The organism is Bartonella grahamii ATCC 700132, from assembly GCF_000518085.1.
Classification (GTDB): Bacteria; Pseudomonadota; Alphaproteobacteria; order Rhizobiales; family Rhizobiaceae; genus Bartonella; species Bartonella grahamii.
The window spans coordinates 32,141-51,864 of sequence record NZ_JACX01000001.1; the positions used below are offsets into that span (position 1 = coordinate 32,141).

Annotated in this window: 13 protein-coding genes, 1 tRNA gene and 1 pseudogene; 8 read left to right on the top strand and 7 right to left on the bottom strand. The window is 37.0% G+C overall.

The genetic code is table 11. The annotated features are described in order from the left end of the window. Positions 1-17: 17 nt before the first annotated feature. Positions 18-3,152: an efflux RND transporter permease subunit gene (locus tag U736_RS0100110; RefSeq protein WP_026500125.1), complete on the bottom strand. Its 3,135-nt coding sequence runs from the start codon at positions 3,150-3,152 to the stop codon at positions 18-20. After that, entirely contained in the window at positions 3,149-4,288 is a 1,140-nt protein-coding gene (locus U736_RS0100115) for an efflux RND transporter periplasmic adaptor subunit (RefSeq protein WP_012754554.1), read from the bottom strand. The genes U736_RS0100110 and U736_RS0100115 overlap by 4 nt, the downstream gene beginning before the upstream one ends. A gap of 366 nt (positions 4,289-4,654) precedes the next feature. Here U736_RS0100115 and U736_RS0100120 point away from each other — a divergent pair. The 4 genes from U736_RS0100120 to U736_RS0100145 all read left to right on the top strand — a co-directional run bounded on the left by U736_RS0100120 (position 4,655) and on the right by U736_RS0100145 (position 9,685). Further along, positions 4,655-4,731, top strand: a tRNA-Arg gene (locus U736_RS0100120). 679 nt (positions 4,732-5,410) lie between these two features. Continuing rightward, positions 5,411-7,084 carry a formate--tetrahydrofolate ligase gene (locus U736_RS0100130; protein ID WP_012754553.1) on the top strand — a complete coding sequence of 558 codons (1,674 nt, stop codon included), beginning with the start codon at positions 5,411-5,413 and terminating at the stop codon, positions 7,082-7,084. Positions 7,085-7,270: 186 nt separating this feature from the next. Next, complete coding sequence (gene rpsU, locus U736_RS0100135) at positions 7,271-7,504, top strand: 30S ribosomal protein S21 (RefSeq protein ID WP_012754552.1); 234 nt, start codon at positions 7,271-7,273, stop codon at positions 7,502-7,504. A 1,620-nt stretch (positions 7,505-9,124) separates the two neighbouring features. After that, positions 9,125-9,685 (top strand): SH3 domain-containing protein, encoded by a 561-nt coding sequence (locus tag U736_RS0100145; RefSeq protein WP_026500127.1) that lies wholly within the window; start codon positions 9,125-9,127, stop codon positions 9,683-9,685. Between the two features lie 46 nt (positions 9,686-9,731). Here the strand turns inward: U736_RS0100145 and irrA are convergent, their stop codons facing one another. After that, positions 9,732-10,247: an iron response transcriptional regulator IrrA gene (gene irrA, locus U736_RS0100150; protein WP_012754550.1), complete on the bottom strand. Its 516-nt coding sequence runs from the start codon at positions 10,245-10,247 to the stop codon at positions 9,732-9,734. 231 nt (positions 10,248-10,478) lie between these two features. On the opposite strand from irrA, the gene fabA reads away from it, so the two are divergent. The 4 genes from fabA to U736_RS13050 all read left to right on the top strand — a co-directional run bounded on the left by fabA (position 10,479) and on the right by U736_RS13050 (position 14,451). Next, on the top strand, positions 10,479-10,988 hold the full coding sequence (fabA, locus tag U736_RS0100155; RefSeq protein WP_012754549.1) for a 3-hydroxyacyl-[acyl-carrier-protein] dehydratase FabA: 510 nt from the start codon (positions 10,479-10,481) through the stop codon (positions 10,986-10,988). A 57-nt stretch (positions 10,989-11,045) separates the two neighbouring features. Continuing rightward, entirely contained in the window at positions 11,046-12,266 is a 1,221-nt protein-coding gene (gene fabB, locus U736_RS0100160) for a beta-ketoacyl-ACP synthase I (RefSeq protein WP_012754548.1), read from the top strand. Between the two features lie 48 nt (positions 12,267-12,314). After that, on the top strand, positions 12,315-13,133 hold the full coding sequence (gene fabI, locus U736_RS0100165; RefSeq protein WP_012754547.1) for an enoyl-ACP reductase FabI: 819 nt from the start codon (positions 12,315-12,317) through the stop codon (positions 13,131-13,133). A 1,189-nt stretch (positions 13,134-14,322) separates the two neighbouring features. Further along, positions 14,323-14,451, top strand: a complete 129-nt coding sequence (locus U736_RS13050; protein ID WP_342210369.1) for a hypothetical protein — start codon at positions 14,323-14,325, stop codon at positions 14,449-14,451. Between the two features lie 584 nt (positions 14,452-15,035). Here U736_RS13050 and gpsA read toward each other — a convergent pair. The 4 genes and pseudogenes from gpsA to cyoB form a co-directional block, all read right to left on the bottom strand. Continuing rightward, positions 15,036-16,043 carry an NAD(P)H-dependent glycerol-3-phosphate dehydrogenase gene (gene gpsA / locus U736_RS0100170; RefSeq protein ID WP_012754546.1) on the bottom strand — a complete coding sequence of 336 codons (1,008 nt, stop codon included), beginning with the start codon at positions 16,041-16,043 and terminating at the stop codon, positions 15,036-15,038. Between the two features lie 407 nt (positions 16,044-16,450). Then, positions 16,451-16,996, bottom strand: a pseudogene (gene cyoD / locus U736_RS10710) (cytochrome o ubiquinol oxidase subunit IV); the annotation flags it as partial. Further along, entirely contained in the window at positions 16,996-17,664 is a 669-nt protein-coding gene (locus U736_RS0100180; RefSeq protein ID WP_012754544.1) for a cytochrome (ubi)quinol oxidase subunit III, read from the bottom strand. The gene U736_RS0100180 and the pseudogene cyoD, both read right to left, overlap by 1 nt. Continuing rightward, positions 17,661-19,679, bottom strand: a complete 2,019-nt coding sequence (gene cyoB / locus U736_RS0100185; protein WP_012754543.1) for a cytochrome o ubiquinol oxidase subunit I — start codon at positions 19,677-19,679, stop codon at positions 17,661-17,663. Before cyoB ends, U736_RS0100180 begins: the two co-directional genes overlap by 4 nt. Between the last annotated feature and the right edge of the window lie 45 nt (positions 19,680-19,724).

Consider the following 19,724-nt stretch of genomic DNA (forward strand, 5'->3'; position numbering starts at 1 on the left):
CTTTTCTATCAGATACATCATTTAACTTGATTGAGCTCTTTTGTTAAGCGTAAATCTTCTTCTGCTTTCGGTCTTATAAACCGCCCCAAAAAAAGATAAACAACCGGTGTGACATAAAGCGTAAAAATAGTTGCTAAACCTAAGCCACCAACGATAACCCAACCTAAAGCTATACGAGCTTCTGCGCCAGCACCTTTGGCTAAAACCAAAGGAATACCTCCTAAAATGGCACAAATCATTGTCATACAAACTGGACGAAGTCGAATATTTGCTGCTTCTTCTACGGCTTCACGCACACTTCTTCCCTGATCTCGTAATTGATCTGCAAATTCAACAATGAGAATACCATTTTTTGCCATAACGCCAATTAACAAAATTAGTCCAATTTGGCTGTAAATATTAAGACTCACACCACTTAATAGCATAGCAATTACAGCACAACCAATCCCTAATGGGACCGTAGCCATGATAATGAATCCTGAAATAAAACTTTCAAACTGAGCAGCCAAAATCAATAAAATAATCAAAAAAGCAATGCCAAAAACAATCATAAAATTGGAAGATGTTTCATTAAGCGTTTCAGCTTCTCCTAAGGGAACCACGTAGATTCCTTTTGATAACAAAGGAGAAGCAATTTTCTGTACAGTTTGATAAGCTTCCCCTAAAGCGATACCTGGAGCAAGATTTGTGCTTAAAATAACAGCGCTCATGCGTTTTTCCCGCTTTAATTGGGGAGCGATAGCTTTTTCATGTAAATGCGCAATAACCGATAAAGGAACATATCGATTGTCTTTAGTCTTTAAGAAAATATTTTCTAAATCACTAGGACTCTTCATAGAATTTTTACGCGATATCAATTTAACATCGTAAGAATGATCATCCACGTTAATGGAACCAATCTTTTTACCATCCAACATTGCTTGTAATGTATCGCCCAAATTGGTGATATCAATCCCTAAATCGGAGGCTTTTTTTCGATTGATTTCAATAAAAAATTGCGGTTGTGTTGCATCAACAGTAAGACGTGGTCGAATAAAACGCGGATCATCTTGTAAAGCACTCACCAGCTTATCAGCAATGGGTTGTAGTGTTGCATAATCGTTGCCAAGAATTGCAAATTGTAATCCTTGCCCAGTTCCTCTCACACCTAGAGAATTTCCCTCCGCAGCAAACACAAAAACTGCGGGAAACTGTCTAACCTTTGCATTAACATCCTTCACAATTTCTTGCTGACTACGTAAACGTTCATCCCAAGATGAAAGCAATAAAACCAAAAAAGCAGTATTGGGTGAACCACCAATACCCGCAATAGAGTAACTGTTAGCAATCTCCCCTGCATCACGTAATGGCTGTAGACTTGCTTCAATTTGCTCTACCTGTTCGTTCAAATATTGTGTTGAAATACCTTGTGGTCCATTAATAACCAAAAAGATAAGAGCTCTGTCTTCTGCTGGGGTTAATTCCTGTTGCAGCTTCATATAGCCTCCAATACAAAGACCCGCAAAAATAAGTGAAGCAAAAACAACAGACCAAGGCTTTTCTAAACACTGATGCAAACTGTAAGTATATGCCTTATGAAGAAAAGTACCTAATTTATATAAAAAAGTAAAATGATGGGACTTTTCTTCTTTCTCCTCAATATGTTCTTTGAGAAAACGTGAAGCCAACATGGGACAAAGCGTTAAGGCAACAATTGAAGAAAGCAAAATAGAAATTGCCAAAACAAAACCAAATTCTCTAAAAAGCGCTCCAACTTGCCCAGGAAGAAAGGAAATAGGAACAAATACAGCCACTAAAGTCAATGTTGTTGCGACAACAGCAAAAAAAACTTCACGTGTTCCTAACACCGCTGCAGCTCTGGAACCTAACCCCATATTGCGCCATCGAACAATATTTTCCAGAACAACAATGGCATCATCCACAACAAGCCCTGTTGCTAAAACAAGTCCTAACAATGTGAGAATATTCAATGAAAACCCTACAAGATAAATAGCTGCAATGGTACCAATTAAGGCAACAGGAAGAGATAAAGCAGGTATCAGTGTTACACGAATGTCTCTGAGAAAAAGAAAAATGACTAAAATAACGCTCAAAATAGCAATGACCAACGCAACTTCAACCTCGTGAAGGGCACTTTTAATAAAAATTGCATCGTCATTAATAACGTCTATATGTACAGAAGAAGGAACTGTACTTTTGAGATTATCAACAACGGCTCTTACACCTTGAGAAATATTAAGCGTGTTGGATTGTGCTTTCCGCACGATACCTAATCCAATACCTGTCTTTCCATTGATACGAAGAATAACCGTTTCTATATCCGGCGATAAAGTAACATGCGCAACATCACCAAGATGCACATGAGGCTTTAAAACAACTTGTTCAAAAGATTCTGGTGTTGTTAAACGTGCAGTGGCACGGACGACTAAAGTTTGCTTAGAATTGCGTAATGATCCTACTGGCACATCCGTTGTCATATCAGCAAGAACACGTGAAATATCTGCTACAGTTAATCCATAACTTGCAAGTTTTGCTTGATCTATATCAATCTGAAAAATCTTTGTACGAGCACTAGCAACCTGTACATCACCAACACCATCAACAGCAGAAATTGCATCAACAATCTGATCGTTTACAATCGTTGTTAAATCATCAATACTCATTGTTGGTGACGTCACAACCAAATACATCATGGCAGCAGCGTTCGAATCTGCTTTAATGATCAGAGGGGTATCTGCATTTTTTGGTAAAGAATAAGCAATACGAGACAGAGCATCACGAATATCAGATGCCGCTACATTCAAATCAACACCGACATTAAAATTAATCTGCACACGAGAGCGTCCAAAAGAAGATGTTGAAGAAATCGTCTTAACACCGGAAACACGGGAAACCGCATCTTCTATAACTTTTGTTACTTCACGATCAATGGTTTCTGCAGATGCACCAGAAAACATCGTCACAACCGTTGTTACTGGAGTATCAACATCGGGTAATTCTCTTACATCAACATTCAACCATGCTGCAAATCCTGCAATGATGATCATAGCATTTAAAACAAAAGTAAAAACCGGTCTGCGAATAAATAAGGCAATGAGACCACCTTGCTCCACCTTTGACCTAGGCTGTTTTGTGCTCAATTCTTGGCTCATTGTATATCCGTTCCATAAACTGCTGATAATTGCTGTTGATGGGACTTTGGATCATCAATAGTTACTTTACTTCCTGGATAAAGCATTTGCACCCCTTGAATGACAACTTGATCACCCTTTTCTAGGGGAGCTTTCACGAAAACCTGATCCGCTTTATGCTGAATAATTGATACGGGAATAGACTCTACTTTTCCTTCTCTCACACGCCAAACGAATGACCCTTTACTATTCCATTGAACCGCAAGAGGATTAACGACAGGAAAAGAACCACCATGAAATTGCAATGCAACAGAAAAGGACATACCAGACATGAGCGTATCTTTTTCATTATTGATTTCAACCTGAGCATGAAGTGTGCGACTTTCTGGATCAACAATATTATCAATTGCATAAATATGACCAATAAAAGATTTATCTGACTGCGCAGTTAATGTTGCCGTTACCTCATCTCCTTTATGGATGCGCGACACATATCGTTCAGGGGCCCATATATCGACCAAAATACGTTCTCTATTCTCAATACGGCCTATTACAGTATTAAGGGTCACGTTATTCCCCACATCAACGGGCAAAATACCAACAACTCCAGGAATCGGTGCACGAATTGTTCGCCGATCGAGATCTAATTCAGCATTACGCAAAACTAAATTTGCGTTATCTAACTCTAAGCGTGCCGTAATTTCTTGAACTTCCGTTGCTGTATTGCTGGCGCGTAATTTAAGAATGCGCGAAAGCGTTAACGCATTATTATCACGTTGTACTTTTGCTTTTGCAGCTGCTATTTCCTCTTTTTTAGAATCAAGCTTTGCAATCACATCATCGACTTGTACTTTTGTACCAGCTGATACAAAAAGCTTATCAATAACACCTGAGGATAAAGGGGTAAGATCGACTTCTGCAAGAGCTTTTCCACTCCCAAGAACGTTAAGTTGTTCATAAAAATCTTGAACTTTTACAAGATCAACGACAACATTCGCCGGTGGTCTTCCCATTTTTTCCTTTGAAGCTTTATATGATACTCTTGTTTTATCCACCATAGAAATGGGTTGTTCTGCACTCTTTTTTCCAGCCCAATAAGTAACCGTTAAAACGACGATTAAAAATACCAACGGAAAGCTCTTTTTTAATAACGCCATACATCCACCCTTGCTGTGTCATGTTCATCTGAAATAGTTTTCAACAGTAATATCGGCGTTTTACACAAAAACCAAACAGCAGGTGTATATATCTTACCCCCCACCGCAAAAAACACATCTCATTTTTGCTTGACTATCTTTCATAGATTAAAACGTCAAGTTAACTATCGTTCATATTGCTTTGTACGGTCACAACAAAAAATGATCATATCAAAACCAACTGAAACCATAATATATTATATCCTTTTTTAAAATATCTCATAAAAAAGAGAGTTTTTTTTATTACTATCCAAGTTTCACTTGCATTTCTTTAATGAAACGATTAGGAACCCTTTGTCGTAGATAATGTAAAAAACTGAAATGTATGCACCCGTAGCTCAGCTGGATAGAGCACCAGACTACGAATCTGGGGGTCAGGAGTTCGAATCTCTTCGGGTGCGCCATCTATCAATAATATCTTCTTATAAATTCAGGCTCTTTAAATTCTTTATTTTGTGATTTATTTTTGCCTATCTTTGTTTTTTGTATTTTGTTACTTCATTGTGTTGTGAGTCGTTTCTTTAGCCATTTTGCTAGAATAAGATGTTATGAGTCCTTCAATTCAGCTCCAAGGTGCTTTTATTAGCTAATAATCATAACGATTGCATAAGCAGCGTGTGTTGTTTTCTTTTTTCGATTTATGCGCTTGTTTTTAGTCTCTTCCGGATTATACTCTTTAATCAGTTAGATAATTTTTTGCGTGCTTATTTCTAATTTTTCCATAACTAGATGTTTCTGGATATTTTATTCCTAGCAATCCCATCTTAATAGGGACTTCAGATGTGCCGCCATAAAACACTTATGGTATCCATTAATATCATTAGCATTTTGTTGCAAACCAAAGCTTCTTTTCGAGATATTTTTAATTGAATTAAACATATTTTTACTGCTTAAAAGCAAAGAAATTCTTTTTCCTAAAAAACAATGAAACTCTTCTCGTGCCTCTTTAGCATTATCTCTTGCATAGCATATCATCGACTTCTATGATATCTTAATACTTTCTGTTCTCTATGAATTCTTCTAATTAATCCATGGGGTACAGATCCCGAACACTAATAAAAGCTAAGTTTAAAGAATTTTTCCATGCCTAAAACAGATATTGAAATTGCTCGCACTGCTAAAAAGCAGCATATTATTGAAATTGCAAAAAAAATTGGTATCTCACATGAAAATCTCATTCCCTATGGCCATGATAAAGCTAAAATTTCTTCTGAATACATAAAATCGCTTGATAAAAATCCAGATGGTAAACTTATCCTCGTCACAGCTATCAATCCCACACCTGCCGGAGAAGGCAAAACAACAACAACAGTTGGACTAAGTGATGCTCTTAATCTTATTGGTAAAAAAACAATAGCTACCTTGAGAGAACCGTCTTTAGGTCCCTGTTTTGGTGTAAAAGGTGGTGCTGCTGGTGGTGGTTATGCGCAAGTCGTTCCAATGGATGACCTTAATTTACATTTTACCGGTGATTTTCATGCTATTACAGCTGCTCATAATCTTCTTGCCGCAATGATAGATAATCATCTTTATTGGGGAAATACTCTAAACATTGATCCACGTCGCATTGTTTGGAAACGCGTTCTTGATATGAATGACCGTGCATTGCGCGATATTGTTATTTCATTGGGGGGCATAACAAATGGTTTTCCACGCCAAACAGGTTTTGATATTACTGTTGCGTCAGAAATTATGGCACTTCTTTGTCTCTCTGAAAATTTAGAAAACCTTACACAAAGACTCAAAAAAATTATTGTTGCTTATCGTTATGATAAAACGCCCATCACCGTTTCTGATCTCAATGCAGAAGGTGCAATGGCAGTTCTTCTCAAAGATGCTATACAACCCAATCTCGTACAGACAATTGAAAATAACCCTGTTCTCGTTCATGGAGGACCTTTTGCCAACATTGCTCATGGTTGCAATTCAGTTATAGCAACAAAAACTGCTTTAAAACTTGCTGATTATGTTGTCACAGAAGCAGGGTTTGGAGCAGATCTTGGAGCAGAAAAGTTCTTCAATATCAAATGTAGGCAAGCAGGTATTGTACCAAATGCTACAGTGATCGTCGCAACTATTCGTGCATTAAAAATGAATGGTGGTGTGGATAAAAATAACCTGACAGAAGAAAATATCACCGCTTTAGAAAAAGGAACAGCCAATCTTTTACGACATATAAAGAATATGGAGCACTACGGTATTCCTTGTGTTGTGGCTATCAATCATTTTGAAAGCGATAGCGATGCTGAAATAAAAACATTACAAAAAATAGTTGCAACAACTGGACACAAAGCTATTATCTGTAAGCATTGGGAACAAGGTGGAAAAGGCGCTATAGAACTTGCACAAGAACTCGTTACCTTGATTGAAGAAAAACATTCTCATTTTAAAGTTTTATATCAAGATAATATTCCACTCGTTCAAAAAATTAATTGTATTATAACAAAGCTATACGGTGGGCGTGGCGCCATCATCCCAGCCCCTATTCTCAAACAACTTGAATCTTGGGAAAAAGAAGGTTTTGGTGCCTACCCTATTTGTATGGCAAAAACACCTTATTCTTTTTCTTCTGATCCCAAGCAATATGGTGCTCCTGTTGATTTTGAAATTCCCGTACGTGAAGTTCGTCTCTCCGCAGGAGCTGGCTTTATTGTTGTCATTTGTGGAGATGTTATGACCATGCCGGGACTACCCCATTATCCCACGGCTGAAAAAATTCATCTTGACGAAAATGATCAAATACAAGGACTTTCATAAATTTATAACCGTAAATTCTATCATTCATTATAAAAAGCGTTTTATTGCAAAAAGAACAGAATTTTAAAAAGCGATATAGACAAATGTCTTATTTATGTGATATAGGTGCTTGTCCTTTTGGATATGCCTTTAAAAGGACGTAGGTTTTTCCTATCATTTATGACACTGAAAAAAGCAGGATAGATAGTGCAAGTACTCGTTCGTGATAATAATGTTGACCAAGCGCTCCGTGCGTTGAAAAAAAAGATGCAGCGTGAAGGTATCTTCCGTGAAATGAAAATGCGTAGTTATTATGAGAAGCCATCTGAGAAGCGTGCTCGTGAAAAAGCTGAGGCTATTCGTCGTACACGTAAGCTTGCTCGTAAGCGTGCGCAAAGAGAAGGTTTTGTTAGTAACGGACGAACTGTTGCGGTAAAGTAATATACTTTATGTAATTGCGTAAGCAGTAGATAATAAGCTTCCAGAAAATTTTATCTTCATAGGCGATTGCAATAAATTGCTTGTGTATGGTTTTTTGTGTACAATGTTATTTAATATGTTAGTTATCTGAAAATAATAAGGTTTCTGTCATAGGGGTGGTTTTTTCATTCTTATATTTCAAAAAACAGATAACAAACTACGCTTTAGATATTTAAGCGACTTGTTCTTATGTGAATTGAGTGTAGGGTGTTTTATTATCACTTTTCGCTATAATTTTTCTCCTTCCGGATATCTCTTAAATAACTGTTTCTTTATGTACAAATTTCGTGATGATTTTCTTTTTTTGTCATTAAATATTCTACATCTTTCGAACATCCTAGATCAGATTGCAAAACAAAAGCAACTATCGTAATATGCGATTGTGTGTAAAAATATGATATCAAATGCATAATCTTCTTTCCCTTCAGTTATGTAACAAAACGATATAGTTCCATAACTTTTTATATCTCTTGACTCTGTCTCTCTAAACGATGACGAATTTCAACCACTGCACTACAGATTCTTTTTTCTTGATAAGTTTCTTCTATTCATCACTTATGTAATGACCCCTATAAGTGTATCGAATAAGCCCCTCTATTTCATTCAACTTTCTTCTATACTGAGTTAGAGAAAAAGAAAATTGACAATAAACAGAGAAAACACTGTATTTTAATATGGATAAATGAATGTGCCTTTTATTACCATTTTTGATGGAAATATTTTTACAATTTAAATAACGAGTTAAAGTTTTTAACGCATTGATTTATCGTTATAAGTAATCGTTTTTCATATTAAGTAATAATTCTGAATAACGTGAAGTTTCTCAACACCTTCTTATATTGAATAAATCAAGATTATTTTCTTGTACATCATAAGCAGGGTTAGTATGCAAATAGAATAAAAGCTATTTAAGAAAAAAATAAAAATGCTTCTTATGAACGCCATAAATAATAAGAACTGCATAACATTGAGAGCTGGTAAATGGTATGATGGATCCAGCTTATCTGCCATACGGATAAGCATTATCATGACATAAGATTATAGTATAGCAAATTTTATAAAATGGATTATCACGAAAAACTGTCCTGTTAAAATCAGCCCTTCATATATCAATCTACTCCATAATTTTGCTTATATTTTTAAGCTTAAATGTTTTATTCATCGTATTATTTTGTCCATTCAAAACTTCTTTTCAAGCCACATGATAACCCCTTTACTGAACAGCTCTTTGTTCATAATATGCATACATGTACTTTTACTTCGAGAAACAAACTCAAAAAAGAGATGCAATACTTTAGCCCTAATTTCCTGTACAAAAAATGCTATGCTCCCAGTATACTTTACTGTTTTATCACGCGTACAGCTACATAAAAGTCCAGTGTTTATTTATATTTATCCCCTCATAAACAAGATAAGCACTAAAAAATACAAACTTTTGTTTTCCTTATTTTGCTATTCTCGTAACAATTTTTTCATTGTTTAGATCTCTTTAACGAGCGATATGTCATAATTTTTATCAGTTTCTAGTCTTATCTTTCAGATTTTAAATTTCCAATATATGACGAAATAAAGGAGTTCAGTGTGCAAAATTCTCGTTGGTTTCGCGTTTCAATACTCGCATCATGTATCTTAATAGCAACAGTCATTGTATTGGGTTCACCTCATTTGTTGCACGCACAAACATTTAATCAAAATTTAGGGCCCAGCGGTTTACCACTTCCGCGATTTGCTTCGATTAAACCCACCAGCGTTAATGTACGCGTCGGACCAGGAAGCAACTATTCTATCATTTTTACCTACAAAAAGAAGGGCTTACCTATTGAAATCATTCAAGAATATGATCAATGGCGCAAAATTCGTGATGCAGAAGGCGATGAGGGGTGGGTGTATCAGTCGCTTTTATCGGGAAAGCGAACTGCTATAACTATTCCATGGCAAAAAGATAAAACAAAAAGGCTGATGTTACGAAAAAACCCCACCGATAACGCAGAACTTGTGGCGGAAGTAGAACCTAATGTCATTGGTAATATCCGCCAATGTGATGGACAATGGTGCGAACTAAACATTAATAATACGCGCGGATGGCTTCAGCAACCCCAGTTATGGGGAATCTATCCTGATGAAAAAGTAAAAGGTTGGTGAATACTCAAACTTATCAAGTTTAACTTTTATTCCTCATTGAATATCCTCACTGCCTATCACAAGATTGATTTTTTGGTTTCAATCGTACGATCAAATCAACATGTGAAATTTCCATACCTTCTGGTGGCTTAGGCAAATTTCTAATAATGGGAGCTTCTTCCAAATTGTAAGGAATATCAAGAATACGATTTTCGCCTTCTATATAAAAATGGTAGTGATCAGAGGTATTGGTATCAAACCAAGTTTTTGAGCCTTCTACGGCAATAATCCGTAACAATCCCGCTTCCGTAAATTGATGAAGCGTATTATAAACCGTTGCTAAAGATACAGGTACACCTGCCCTCCCCGCTTCCTCATAGAGCTCTTCAGCAGTAATATGACGATTTCCTTGAGAAAAAATCATATGTGCAAGCTCCAACCGCTGACGTGTTGGACGCAGACCATTCTGACGCAAACGTTTTTCTAACATAGAAATGGAATAATATTGCACAATTTTTCCACACTCTTTTGTGAACTGTTGTTCTTCATTATTCATATCTAAATCGTCTGCACTTACTGACATATTACAAACCCAAATATATTCCTGCTAAATAAGATCAAAATACAAAAAAATGGGAATAGTATGGTGTAATCTTGTATTCCATTTTTAAATAATTACCTGTGTAGAATACATAAAAAAGGGCTTTTGTCATTAAAAATGATATAAAATCATTTCCCTCTCTTTGAAATTTGCTCTAAAAGTAGGTTGGGAAAAGCGCAGAAATAAAAATATATGCAAATAAATGGAGTAACAATGGCTGAACAAAAGTCTCGCTACACTTATGAAGAGCTTCTAAGCTGCGCTCGCGGCGAAATGTTTGGTAGAGGTAATGCGCAATTGCCAGCACCGCCAATGTTGATGATTCATCGAATCACTCAAATTAGTGAAACTGATGGTAAATACGATAAAGGAATGGTTCGCGCCGAATTTGACATTACACCAGACCTGTGGTTCTTTAATTGTCACTTTATAGGCGATCCCGTCATGCCGGGATGTCTTGGACTAGATGGTATGTGGCAATTAACAGGCTTTTTTCTTGGTTGGCTAGGCGAACCAGGAAAAGGAAGAGCGATATCAACAGGTGAAGTAAAGTTATCAGGGATGGTAACTCCACAAACCAAAATTCTTGAATATGAAATAGATTTTAAGCGTATTCGACGTGGAAATTTAGTCTTAGGAATAGCTGATGGGTGGCTAAAAGCAGATGGAGAAACTATTTATAAGGCGAATGATTTACGCGTTGCTTTATTCAAAGAAGATTGAACGTTATTTCCGTCAGAAAGAACTTTTCACTATTCTGTATGGAACGAGGAGGTATGAATGCGTCGAGTTGTTGTAACCGGAATGGGAATTGTCTCCGCGATTGGAAATGGACCTGAAGCTGTTTTAACCAGTTTACGTGAAGCAAAATCCGGAATTTCTTACGCACCTCAATATGCCCAATTAGGCTTTCGTAGCAGAGTTTACGGCAAACCCGATATTAATATAGAAGAACTCGTAGATCGGCGTGCTCTACGTTTTCATGGACGTGGAACAGCATGGAATCACATCGCTATGGATCAGGCAATTGCTGATGCGGGTCTAGAACCGCATGAAGTATCGAATGAACACACGGGTATTATTATGGGTTCTGGAGGTGCTTCAACACATTCAATCGTAGAAGCTGCTGACATTACACGCCAAAAAGGTCCAAAACGCATCGGTCCTTTTGTTGTGCCTAAAGTGATGAGTTCTACGGCATCCGCAACACTTGCAACTTTTTTTAAAATTAAGGGCGTAAACTATTCAATCTCTTCCGCATGTGCTACATCCAATCATTGTATCGGCAATGCTTATGAAACAATACAATATGGAAAACAAGATCGCATTTTTGCTGGTGGTTGCGAAGATCTGGATTGGACATTATCTGTTTTATTCGATGCTATGGGTGCTATGTCCAGCAAATATAATGATGTACCAGAAAAAGCTTCGCGTGCTTATGACGCTAATCGTGATGGATTTGTTATTGCTGGTGGTGCTGGCGTTTTGGTTCTTGAAGAACTAGAAGTCGCTAAAGCACGTGGTGCAAAAATCTATGGAGAAATTGTTGGTTATGGCGCTACATCCGATGGACACGATATGGTCTCTCCATCGGGTGAGGGAGCAGAGCGGTGCATGCGCATGGCACTTGCAACCGTCAAAAATAAGATTGATTATATCAATCCCCATGCAACAGCAACACCTGTTGGTGATCCCCCTGAAATAGAAGCGATCCGCCGTATCTTCGGAGCAGGTGATCAATGCCCGCCAATTTCTGCCACAAAATCTCTGACTGGTCATTCCTTGGGTGCAGCTGGTGTTCAAGAAGCAATCTACACACTGTTAATGATGCAGCATAATTTTATTTGTGAAAGTGCCCATATTGAAGAACTTGATCCAGCTTTTGCTGATATGCCAATCGTTCGTAAACGACGTGATCATCAACAACTGAATACCGTATTGTCAAATACTTTTGGCTTTGGCGGTACCAATGCAACGCTTGTTTTCCAACGCTATGAATAAACAAAAGTTCTTAGTAATTGAAAAAAGTACGGTCTTACGGAGAATAATATGAAAGGTTTGATGGAGGGCAAACGTGGCCTTATTATGGGGATTGCGAATGACCATTCAATTGCTTGGGGCATTGCCTGTCAGCTCGCACAAGCAGGAGCTGAATTAGCATTGACTTATCAAGGGAATGCTTTTGGAAAACGTGTTCAGCCTCTAGCTGATAAACTTGGCTGCAAATTAGTGCTAGAGTGTGATGTTGAAAAAATTGAAAATATTGACTACGTCTTTGAGCAACTTGAAAAAGAATGGACAACAATTGATTTTATTGTCCATGCCATTGGTTTTTCAGACAAAACTCAGCTAAAAGGGCGTTACGTTGATGTTACAACACGTGAAAACTTTCAACGCACGATGGTTATTTCAGCTTATTCCTTTACTGAAATTGCCCAGCACGCGGGTAGGCTTATGCCCAATGGAGGAACACTTTTAACTCTTACCTATGGTGCTTCACAGCAAGTTGTGCCTAATTATAACATCATGGGTGTTGCTAAAGCAGCTCTAGAAGCTATGGTACGTTATCTAGCAGCGGACTTTGGTCCTCAAAATATCCGTGTCAATGCGATTTCCGCTGGTCCTGTTAGAACTTTAGCAGGTAATGGTATTGCAGCTGCACGTGCAATATTTTCACATCAACGCCGTAATGCCCCATTACGTCGTACCGTAAATATTCATGAAATTGGAAAATCTGCTCTTTATCTACTCTCTGACTTATCATCAGGTGTTACAGGTGAAATCCATTATGTTGATTCAGGCTATAACATCATGTCTATGCCAATACTTGAAGAACTGAAAAAAAGTGATGATACTCAAGAAGAATAAAAATTATCGCACTTAGAAAATATGACGTAAGACACGTGTGCAGGTCTTTATAAGAATAAGTATAATACAAAACCAAATGCCTTGTTTTGCAAAGTATTTTATAAAAATCCGAATATTTCTTCAATCCATGGTTGAAAAATTTTGTATTTTATGACGTTATTTACCTTACTAAAGCATACGCTTTTGCTGTTGCTTATAAATCAATCCTCAGCCCTCATGCCATCGCAGTTTGAAACAGAGATTAGAGGATTATTAAAATCCTTAGCTTCAGCTTTTGTATACCAGATTGAAAAAAATATTGCCTACCGTTTTATTTATTCTTGAAACACAAAAGCAATCTAATTTAGGAAGAATATGAAGACGTAAAGAAATCAATCATTAGCCTTACTATTATTCTTTAATGAGGCTTTACAGTTTTAAAAGCATCCACATCAATATTTTTTTAATAATGGAGATTACGCTTTACCTCACACCTTTATTTTTCTCGTTCTTTCATGAAAGCATTTCTCTGATATATCAGGTAAAATAGAACGCCCAAAAACACTACGGCTGTTGCTCCTTCATGCATTTTTTTAAAAGATATCCCTCAATACACGCAATTCCATTTCACAATGGTATCTGTAGAACGTATAAAATCCCCGTGAAGTACATAAATCCTTTTTTCTCCACCATTTTAATGTTTATACAAATGACAAACCGACACTATCATTTTACTTGCCATGTTCTAATGTTGAAACACCCCTTGATACTTGAGATGATTCATTAGAAGTATTTTTAATAATTTTTATCCACATACTAACCCGCTTGTGACAAGAAAATACATATTTTTAATTAATTTAATACAAAAATAAAATGAATTATTCATACAAATCAATTTGTTATCTTTATAATCACATTATTTTTTCAGTTTAAATGACAGCCACAAACAAGTACAATAACATTTTTTCAATTTTAGATTTTCAAATTTATAATTCCAAAAGTCATTTCTTGCATATAAAAAATAGAATTGACATGTGAGAAAATAAAAGGCGTAAACATCTCTACTGAACAGCCTCAAGTGCCAAGAGCTGTCTCAACATTGGGGGCTGGTAGGATGTGTGATGATGCTCGGCTTCCTCCTTCGTAAAGGTAAAGATGGGGATGTGCACAATGGCTTTATCGTTACACTATTCACGGTCACCGTCGCGAATTGGGCTTGGGAGTTTTAAGAGAAGTCTCTTTAAAACAAGCGCGTGAATATAGAACAGCAATAGTGTTTTATTTTGGGCGTTCTATTTTACCTGACACATCAAAGTGTGAGGTAATCTCCATTATTTAAAAGATATGCTTTAGATAGCATAAAACTGAATTTAAAAATGATGGTAGAAATGGAAACTGGTTTTCATCTTTAAAATTTCATCTTCTTCCCAAATTAGATTGTCTTCTTGTTTTAAAGAATTACACAAACAGAAACACACGATATCCCTGCCCCTATCGAGATATAAACGCTATTACACGCAGCAAATAATATTGAAAATTGGATAATAGCAATGATATTTTTAGCTTATACGTTACATAAATAAGATGCTTCCACCTAATGAGTCTTGTATTATTCTGTTTGCAAATATCATTGTGAGATGAATTTAAGAGAAAATCAAAATATCTTGTTCATTACATTGCATAAATTCATTACATTACATAAACATGTGTAAGTGGAAACGATAATTTATTTTCAAAGAGATAGTTCTTAGACAAAAGCCAAAACTTTTATATTTCATCCATGTTTCATAAAGAATCGAATGATATGAATCTATAATTTGCTCGAATATGACTGTCTTATACAACCATCAATACAATCTATTTTATATGTCTTCATAGCATGTTTCTATTTTTTTACGATTGGAATCATTTAAAAAAAAGATATCATTGTATTTCATCCTTGAGAGTACGGCTTAGTAATGTGTGCGCCGCTTCAATTATGTTTTTACCACAATAGAGAATTTGATAAATTTGTTCTACAATGGGCATTTCTACCCCAATACGTTGCGCCAACGTATGTACTTCCTTGGTATTTAAGTACCCTTCCACAACCTGACCAATTTGTTTTTCTGCTTCTTTTATATCTACTCCTTTACCAAGAAGTATTCCAAAACGGCGATTACGCGACTGATTATCCGTACATGTCAAAACCAGATCACCTAAGCCTGTCATTCCCATAAATGTAGAAAGCTCAGCACCCATAGCCCCCCCTAAACGACTGATTTCAGCTAGTCCTCGTGTGATGAGAGCTATTCGTGCATTTGCCCCAAACCCCATACCGTCTGATATTCCTGCACCAATAGCAATAACATTTTTGACTGCTCCCCCTAATTGAACACCAATCATGTCTGAACTTTTATAAACTCTAAAACTTTTGTCACAATGAAAAAATTGCTGCAATTCTTTACCAAACTCAACATCAGAAGCTGCTATCGTCATTGCAGTAGGCCAACCAATAGCTAGTTCTTGAGCAAAAGTTGGTCCAGAAAAAACTGCTAAAGGAATTTTTTCACCTAAAATCTCACGAGCAACCTCTTGTAAGAAACGTCCGGTACCATGTTCTAAACCTTTTGTTGCCCAAATAACGCGTGAATGCTGATCTAAATAAGGCTGAATATTATACAAAACTTGATGAAATACATGGCTTGGAACAGCGATTAATATATTGTGACTTGCTGCTATTGCAGTTTCAAGCGAAGCTTCAAGTAATAAATTTTCAGGAAATTGAATATCGGGTAAATATACTTGATTACAACGTTGTTCCTGTAATTCTTTGATATGTTGGGGTTTATATCCCCAAAGTAAAACATTATGACCATTACGGGCAAGAGCAATCGCTAATGCAGTACCAAAAGAACCAGCACCAATAATTGTCATTGCAACGGTTTTCATTAAGTTTTCTGATTATTCTCTAAACTTTTGATTTCAAGTGCATATTATTATTACAAATAACTTTAATGCTATCTTTAATATAAATTCTGTAAATTATAAAAACGTTACCGCTTCGTAGCTTTTATTCCACACAACATAAAAACTTGTTTCTCACATTCTCTTTCTTTGTAGTAAATTGCATAGACATCACTTTTTGTATATTCTACAAATAGCTATTTGTCTCAAAAATTAAAGCTTGACTCAATACTCCGTGGACTTTCTCTTTTGAAATAAAAGTACATTCAAAATCATGATACTCATTCCACTGATATACTGATATCTTGTACCTACCCCTCTTTAATATCCTACGAATTTCTTGTAAGAGCTGATACATGCTGCATCAGCTCCACAGATATTTCTAACAATTACTCCACAGGAGACTGCGTACTTAACCCCTGCCCCATGGGCATTTCTGAACTAGGAACTTGATCTACAGGAGTTTGCGTACTTAACCCCTGCTCCATGGGCATTTCTGAGCCCTGTATCTTTTCTGGCTGTTTTCTTACGGATATATCTTTGTTTGATAACTGCTCAGATACTGAAGAATCATCTCTACTTGATATTTCCGGTTCAATAACACGTCCTGAGCCACCCATCATATTATAATTCAAATGAGAAATAGCCCACCAAGTTCCCCCAATAATAACAAAAACGCAAATAGCAGCAAACCACAACGCGCTTAAATTCCACTTGGCATCTGGACCAGAATTCAAGTGCAAAAAGAAAACAATTTGTACTATAATCTGAATAATCGCCATCCCAAGAAGATACGCAACCTTTGTACTAACTGCCCAACTTTCCATCATTCCATACATCACAGGAACAAAAGAACCCAAAGTGAAAAATACAGCCAGAATAAAACCGACTAAATATGAACCAGTACTGGGACCATGTGTTTCATTTTGCATGCTCATCACAACGCTCCTAATAGATAAACCATGGTGAAAACACCAACCCATACAATATCAAGTAAATGCCAAAAAATGGAAAGGCATGCTAAACGTGTCTTATTGTTCTGATCCAAGCCATTACGACGAAGATGAAAAAACATCACAACCATCCAAAGAAGACCAACACTTACGTGAAGTCCATGGGTGCCAACCAAAGCAAAAAATGCTGACCAATAAGCAGAGAGAATCTCCCGACCAAAAAGCTGTAAACCTGTTGCAGGATCAATACCAGCATAAGCATTTGGATCGTAATAAAAGACCTCACCCAAAAGTTCATGAAATTCGTAAAGTTCCATACCAATGAAGCAACAGCCAAATACAAAGGTAATAGCCATCCATAAACGCACACCACTGATGTTATTTTTATGTGCTTGTACCATTGTAAAACCATAAGTGACGGATGAAAACAACAAGAAAGCAGTCTCAACCAAAACAAATTTTAAATCAATAAACTCATTGCCCGCCTTACCACCACCATAAGAAGCAGAAAAAACAGCAAAACTTGAAAAAAGTGTCGAAAACAGGATCAAATCTGAAAGAATATAGACCCAAAAACCAAACGTCATTACCGAACTATTATCGTGGTGATGTTCATCCACAGCACTCACATTATTTATTGTTACTGCACTCATACTGTCACTCCTTGTTCTTTAAGAACAGCTGTAAAGGCATCTTCAGTTTTTTGTACTTCTTCAGCCGGAATATAATAACCATGATGGTCACCTGTTAATGAATGACACACAAGCGTTGCAATAAAACCAATCAAGCCGACCGCAACAAGCCACCAAATATGCCAGACAAGCGCAAAACCAACAACTAATGAGAAGAATCCCGCAATAATTCCAGCCGATGTATTGGACGGCATATGAATTTTTGTAAATCCACTGGTAGGACGTTGATAACCACTTTTCTTCATATTCCAATAAGCGTCATCAGACTGTATTTTCGGAACTATTGCAAAATTGTAAGAAGGAGGCGGTGAAGAGATAGACCATTCAAGAGTCCGTGCATCACCCCAAGAATCATTTAATGTTACAGGTAAACGTCCCTTATGTTTGATACCGTACCAAATCGCCAAAACAACTTGCAGCACAAAACAAAGGATACCAAGCAAAATAATAAAAGCACCTAGAGCAGCAATAATAAACATTGGCTGCCAGCTAGGTTCCATGTAATGCTGAAGACGACGCGTCGCCCCCATTAAACCAAGCGCATAGACTGGGAAAAAGGCAAGATAAAAACCAATGAACCAACACCAAAAAGATGCAATGCCTAGTATGCGATTTGGTTTATAACCAAAAACTTTTGGAAACCAAAAAGCAAGCCCTGCTAAATAAGCAAAAACGACACCTCCAATAATTGTATGATGGAAATGCGCTACCAAAAACAGCGAATTATGAAACTGCCAATCAGCTGGCACAATAGATAATAAAACACCGGTTAATCCACCACCAACAAATGTAAAAATCATGCCCATGCACCAAAGCATTGGAGGCTCAAAGCGAATCCGCCCCTTATACATAGTTAGCAGCCAATTAAAGACCTTCACACCCGTTGGAACGGCAATGATCATTGTCGCAATACTAAAGGAGGTATTTACAGCTTCCCCACCACCCATTGTGAAGAAATGATGTCCCCAAACAAGAAGCGAAAGAATTAAAATAACCAACATAGCCCATATCATTGAAGTATAACCAAAGAGGCGTTTTGAAGAAAAAGTTGATACCACCTCAGAAACAATTCCAAAAGCAGGAACAGCCAAAACATAAACCTCAGGATGACCAAAAACCCAAACATAGTTAATCCATACCATCGGATTTCCACCAGCAACATTGGTAAAGAAATTCATATTCAAATAACGGTCACATGACAAGAGTGCAAATGTTACAGCTAAAACGGGATAAATAACTACAATAAGAACATTGCTAACAAAAGCGCTCCAACAAAAGATAGGCATTTTCATCATTGTCATTCCAGGAGCACGCATTTTAATAATGGTTGCAATAAAATTGATTGACCCCATTGTTGTCGCAATACCAGAAAGCTGAAGTGACCATAAATAATAGTCTACCCCTGTATCTGGACTCGTTTGCAATTCTGTAAAAGGCGGATACATCAACCAGCCACCACGACCAAAATTCCCAACACCTAGGGATATGTTAATCAATATTGCCCCTGCAGCCGTAATCCAAAAACCTAGATTATTTGCAAAGGGAAAAGCAACATCACGCGCACCAATTTGAAGCGGTATAAGATAATTAAAAAGACCAAATAAAATAGGCGTGGCCATGAAAAAAATCATGATAGTGCCATGCGCCGAAAAAATTTGATCAAAATGGTCAGGGGGCAAATAACCTGCACTTTCACTCCCAAGAGCTAAAGCTTGGTGTGTTCGCATCATGAGTGCGTCCGCAAAACCGCGAACAAGCATAATAATTCCAAGAACTATATACATAATGCCTATGCGTTTATGGTCAACAGTTGTAATCCAATTTCGCCATAGAATCCCCCACCACCCAAGTGCTGTTAGAGCAACAACAGCAATTAAACCAACCACAACAATCGCAATACACGTGTATAAAACGATCGGCTCATGTGCAAGTGCATGAAAAGCACCTGCCGTAGGATCTGTAAGTCTTCCAAACATTTCTCAACCCATTTCAAATGAAATTCAAGTTTAAAAGAAACCTTA

Bases quoted from the DNA above. Each gene is read 5' to 3' on its own strand.
- gpsA (WP_012754546.1), bottom strand. From the start codon at position 16,043: ATGAAAACCGTTGCAATGACAATTATTGGTGCTGGTTCTTTTGGTACT.
- U736_RS0100130 (WP_012754553.1), top strand. From the start codon at position 5,411: ATGCCTAAAACAGATATTGAAATTGCTCGCACTGCTAAAAAGCAGCAT.
- fabI (WP_012754547.1), top strand. From the start codon at position 12,315: ATGAAAGGTTTGATGGAGGGCAAACGTGGCCTTATTATGGGGATTGCG.
- fabA (WP_012754549.1), top strand. From the start codon at position 10,479: ATGGCTGAACAAAAGTCTCGCTACACTTATGAAGAGCTTCTAAGCTGC.
- fabB (WP_012754548.1), top strand. From the start codon at position 11,046: ATGCGTCGAGTTGTTGTAACCGGAATGGGAATTGTCTCCGCGATTGGA.
- cyoB (WP_012754543.1), bottom strand. From the start codon at position 19,679: ATGTTTGGAAGACTTACAGATCCTACGGCAGGTGCTTTTCATGCACTT.
- U736_RS0100180 (WP_012754544.1), bottom strand. From the start codon at position 17,664: ATGAGTGCAGTAACAATAAATAATGTGAGTGCTGTGGATGAACATCAC.
- irrA (WP_012754550.1), bottom strand. From the start codon at position 10,247: ATGTCAGTAAGTGCAGACGATTTAGATATGAATAATGAAGAACAACAG.
- U736_RS0100115 (WP_012754554.1), bottom strand. From the start codon at position 4,288: ATGGCGTTATTAAAAAAGAGCTTTCCGTTGGTATTTTTAATCGTCGTT.
- U736_RS0100110 (WP_026500125.1), bottom strand. From the start codon at position 3,152: ATGAGCCAAGAATTGAGCACAAAACAGCCTAGGTCAAAGGTGGAGCAA.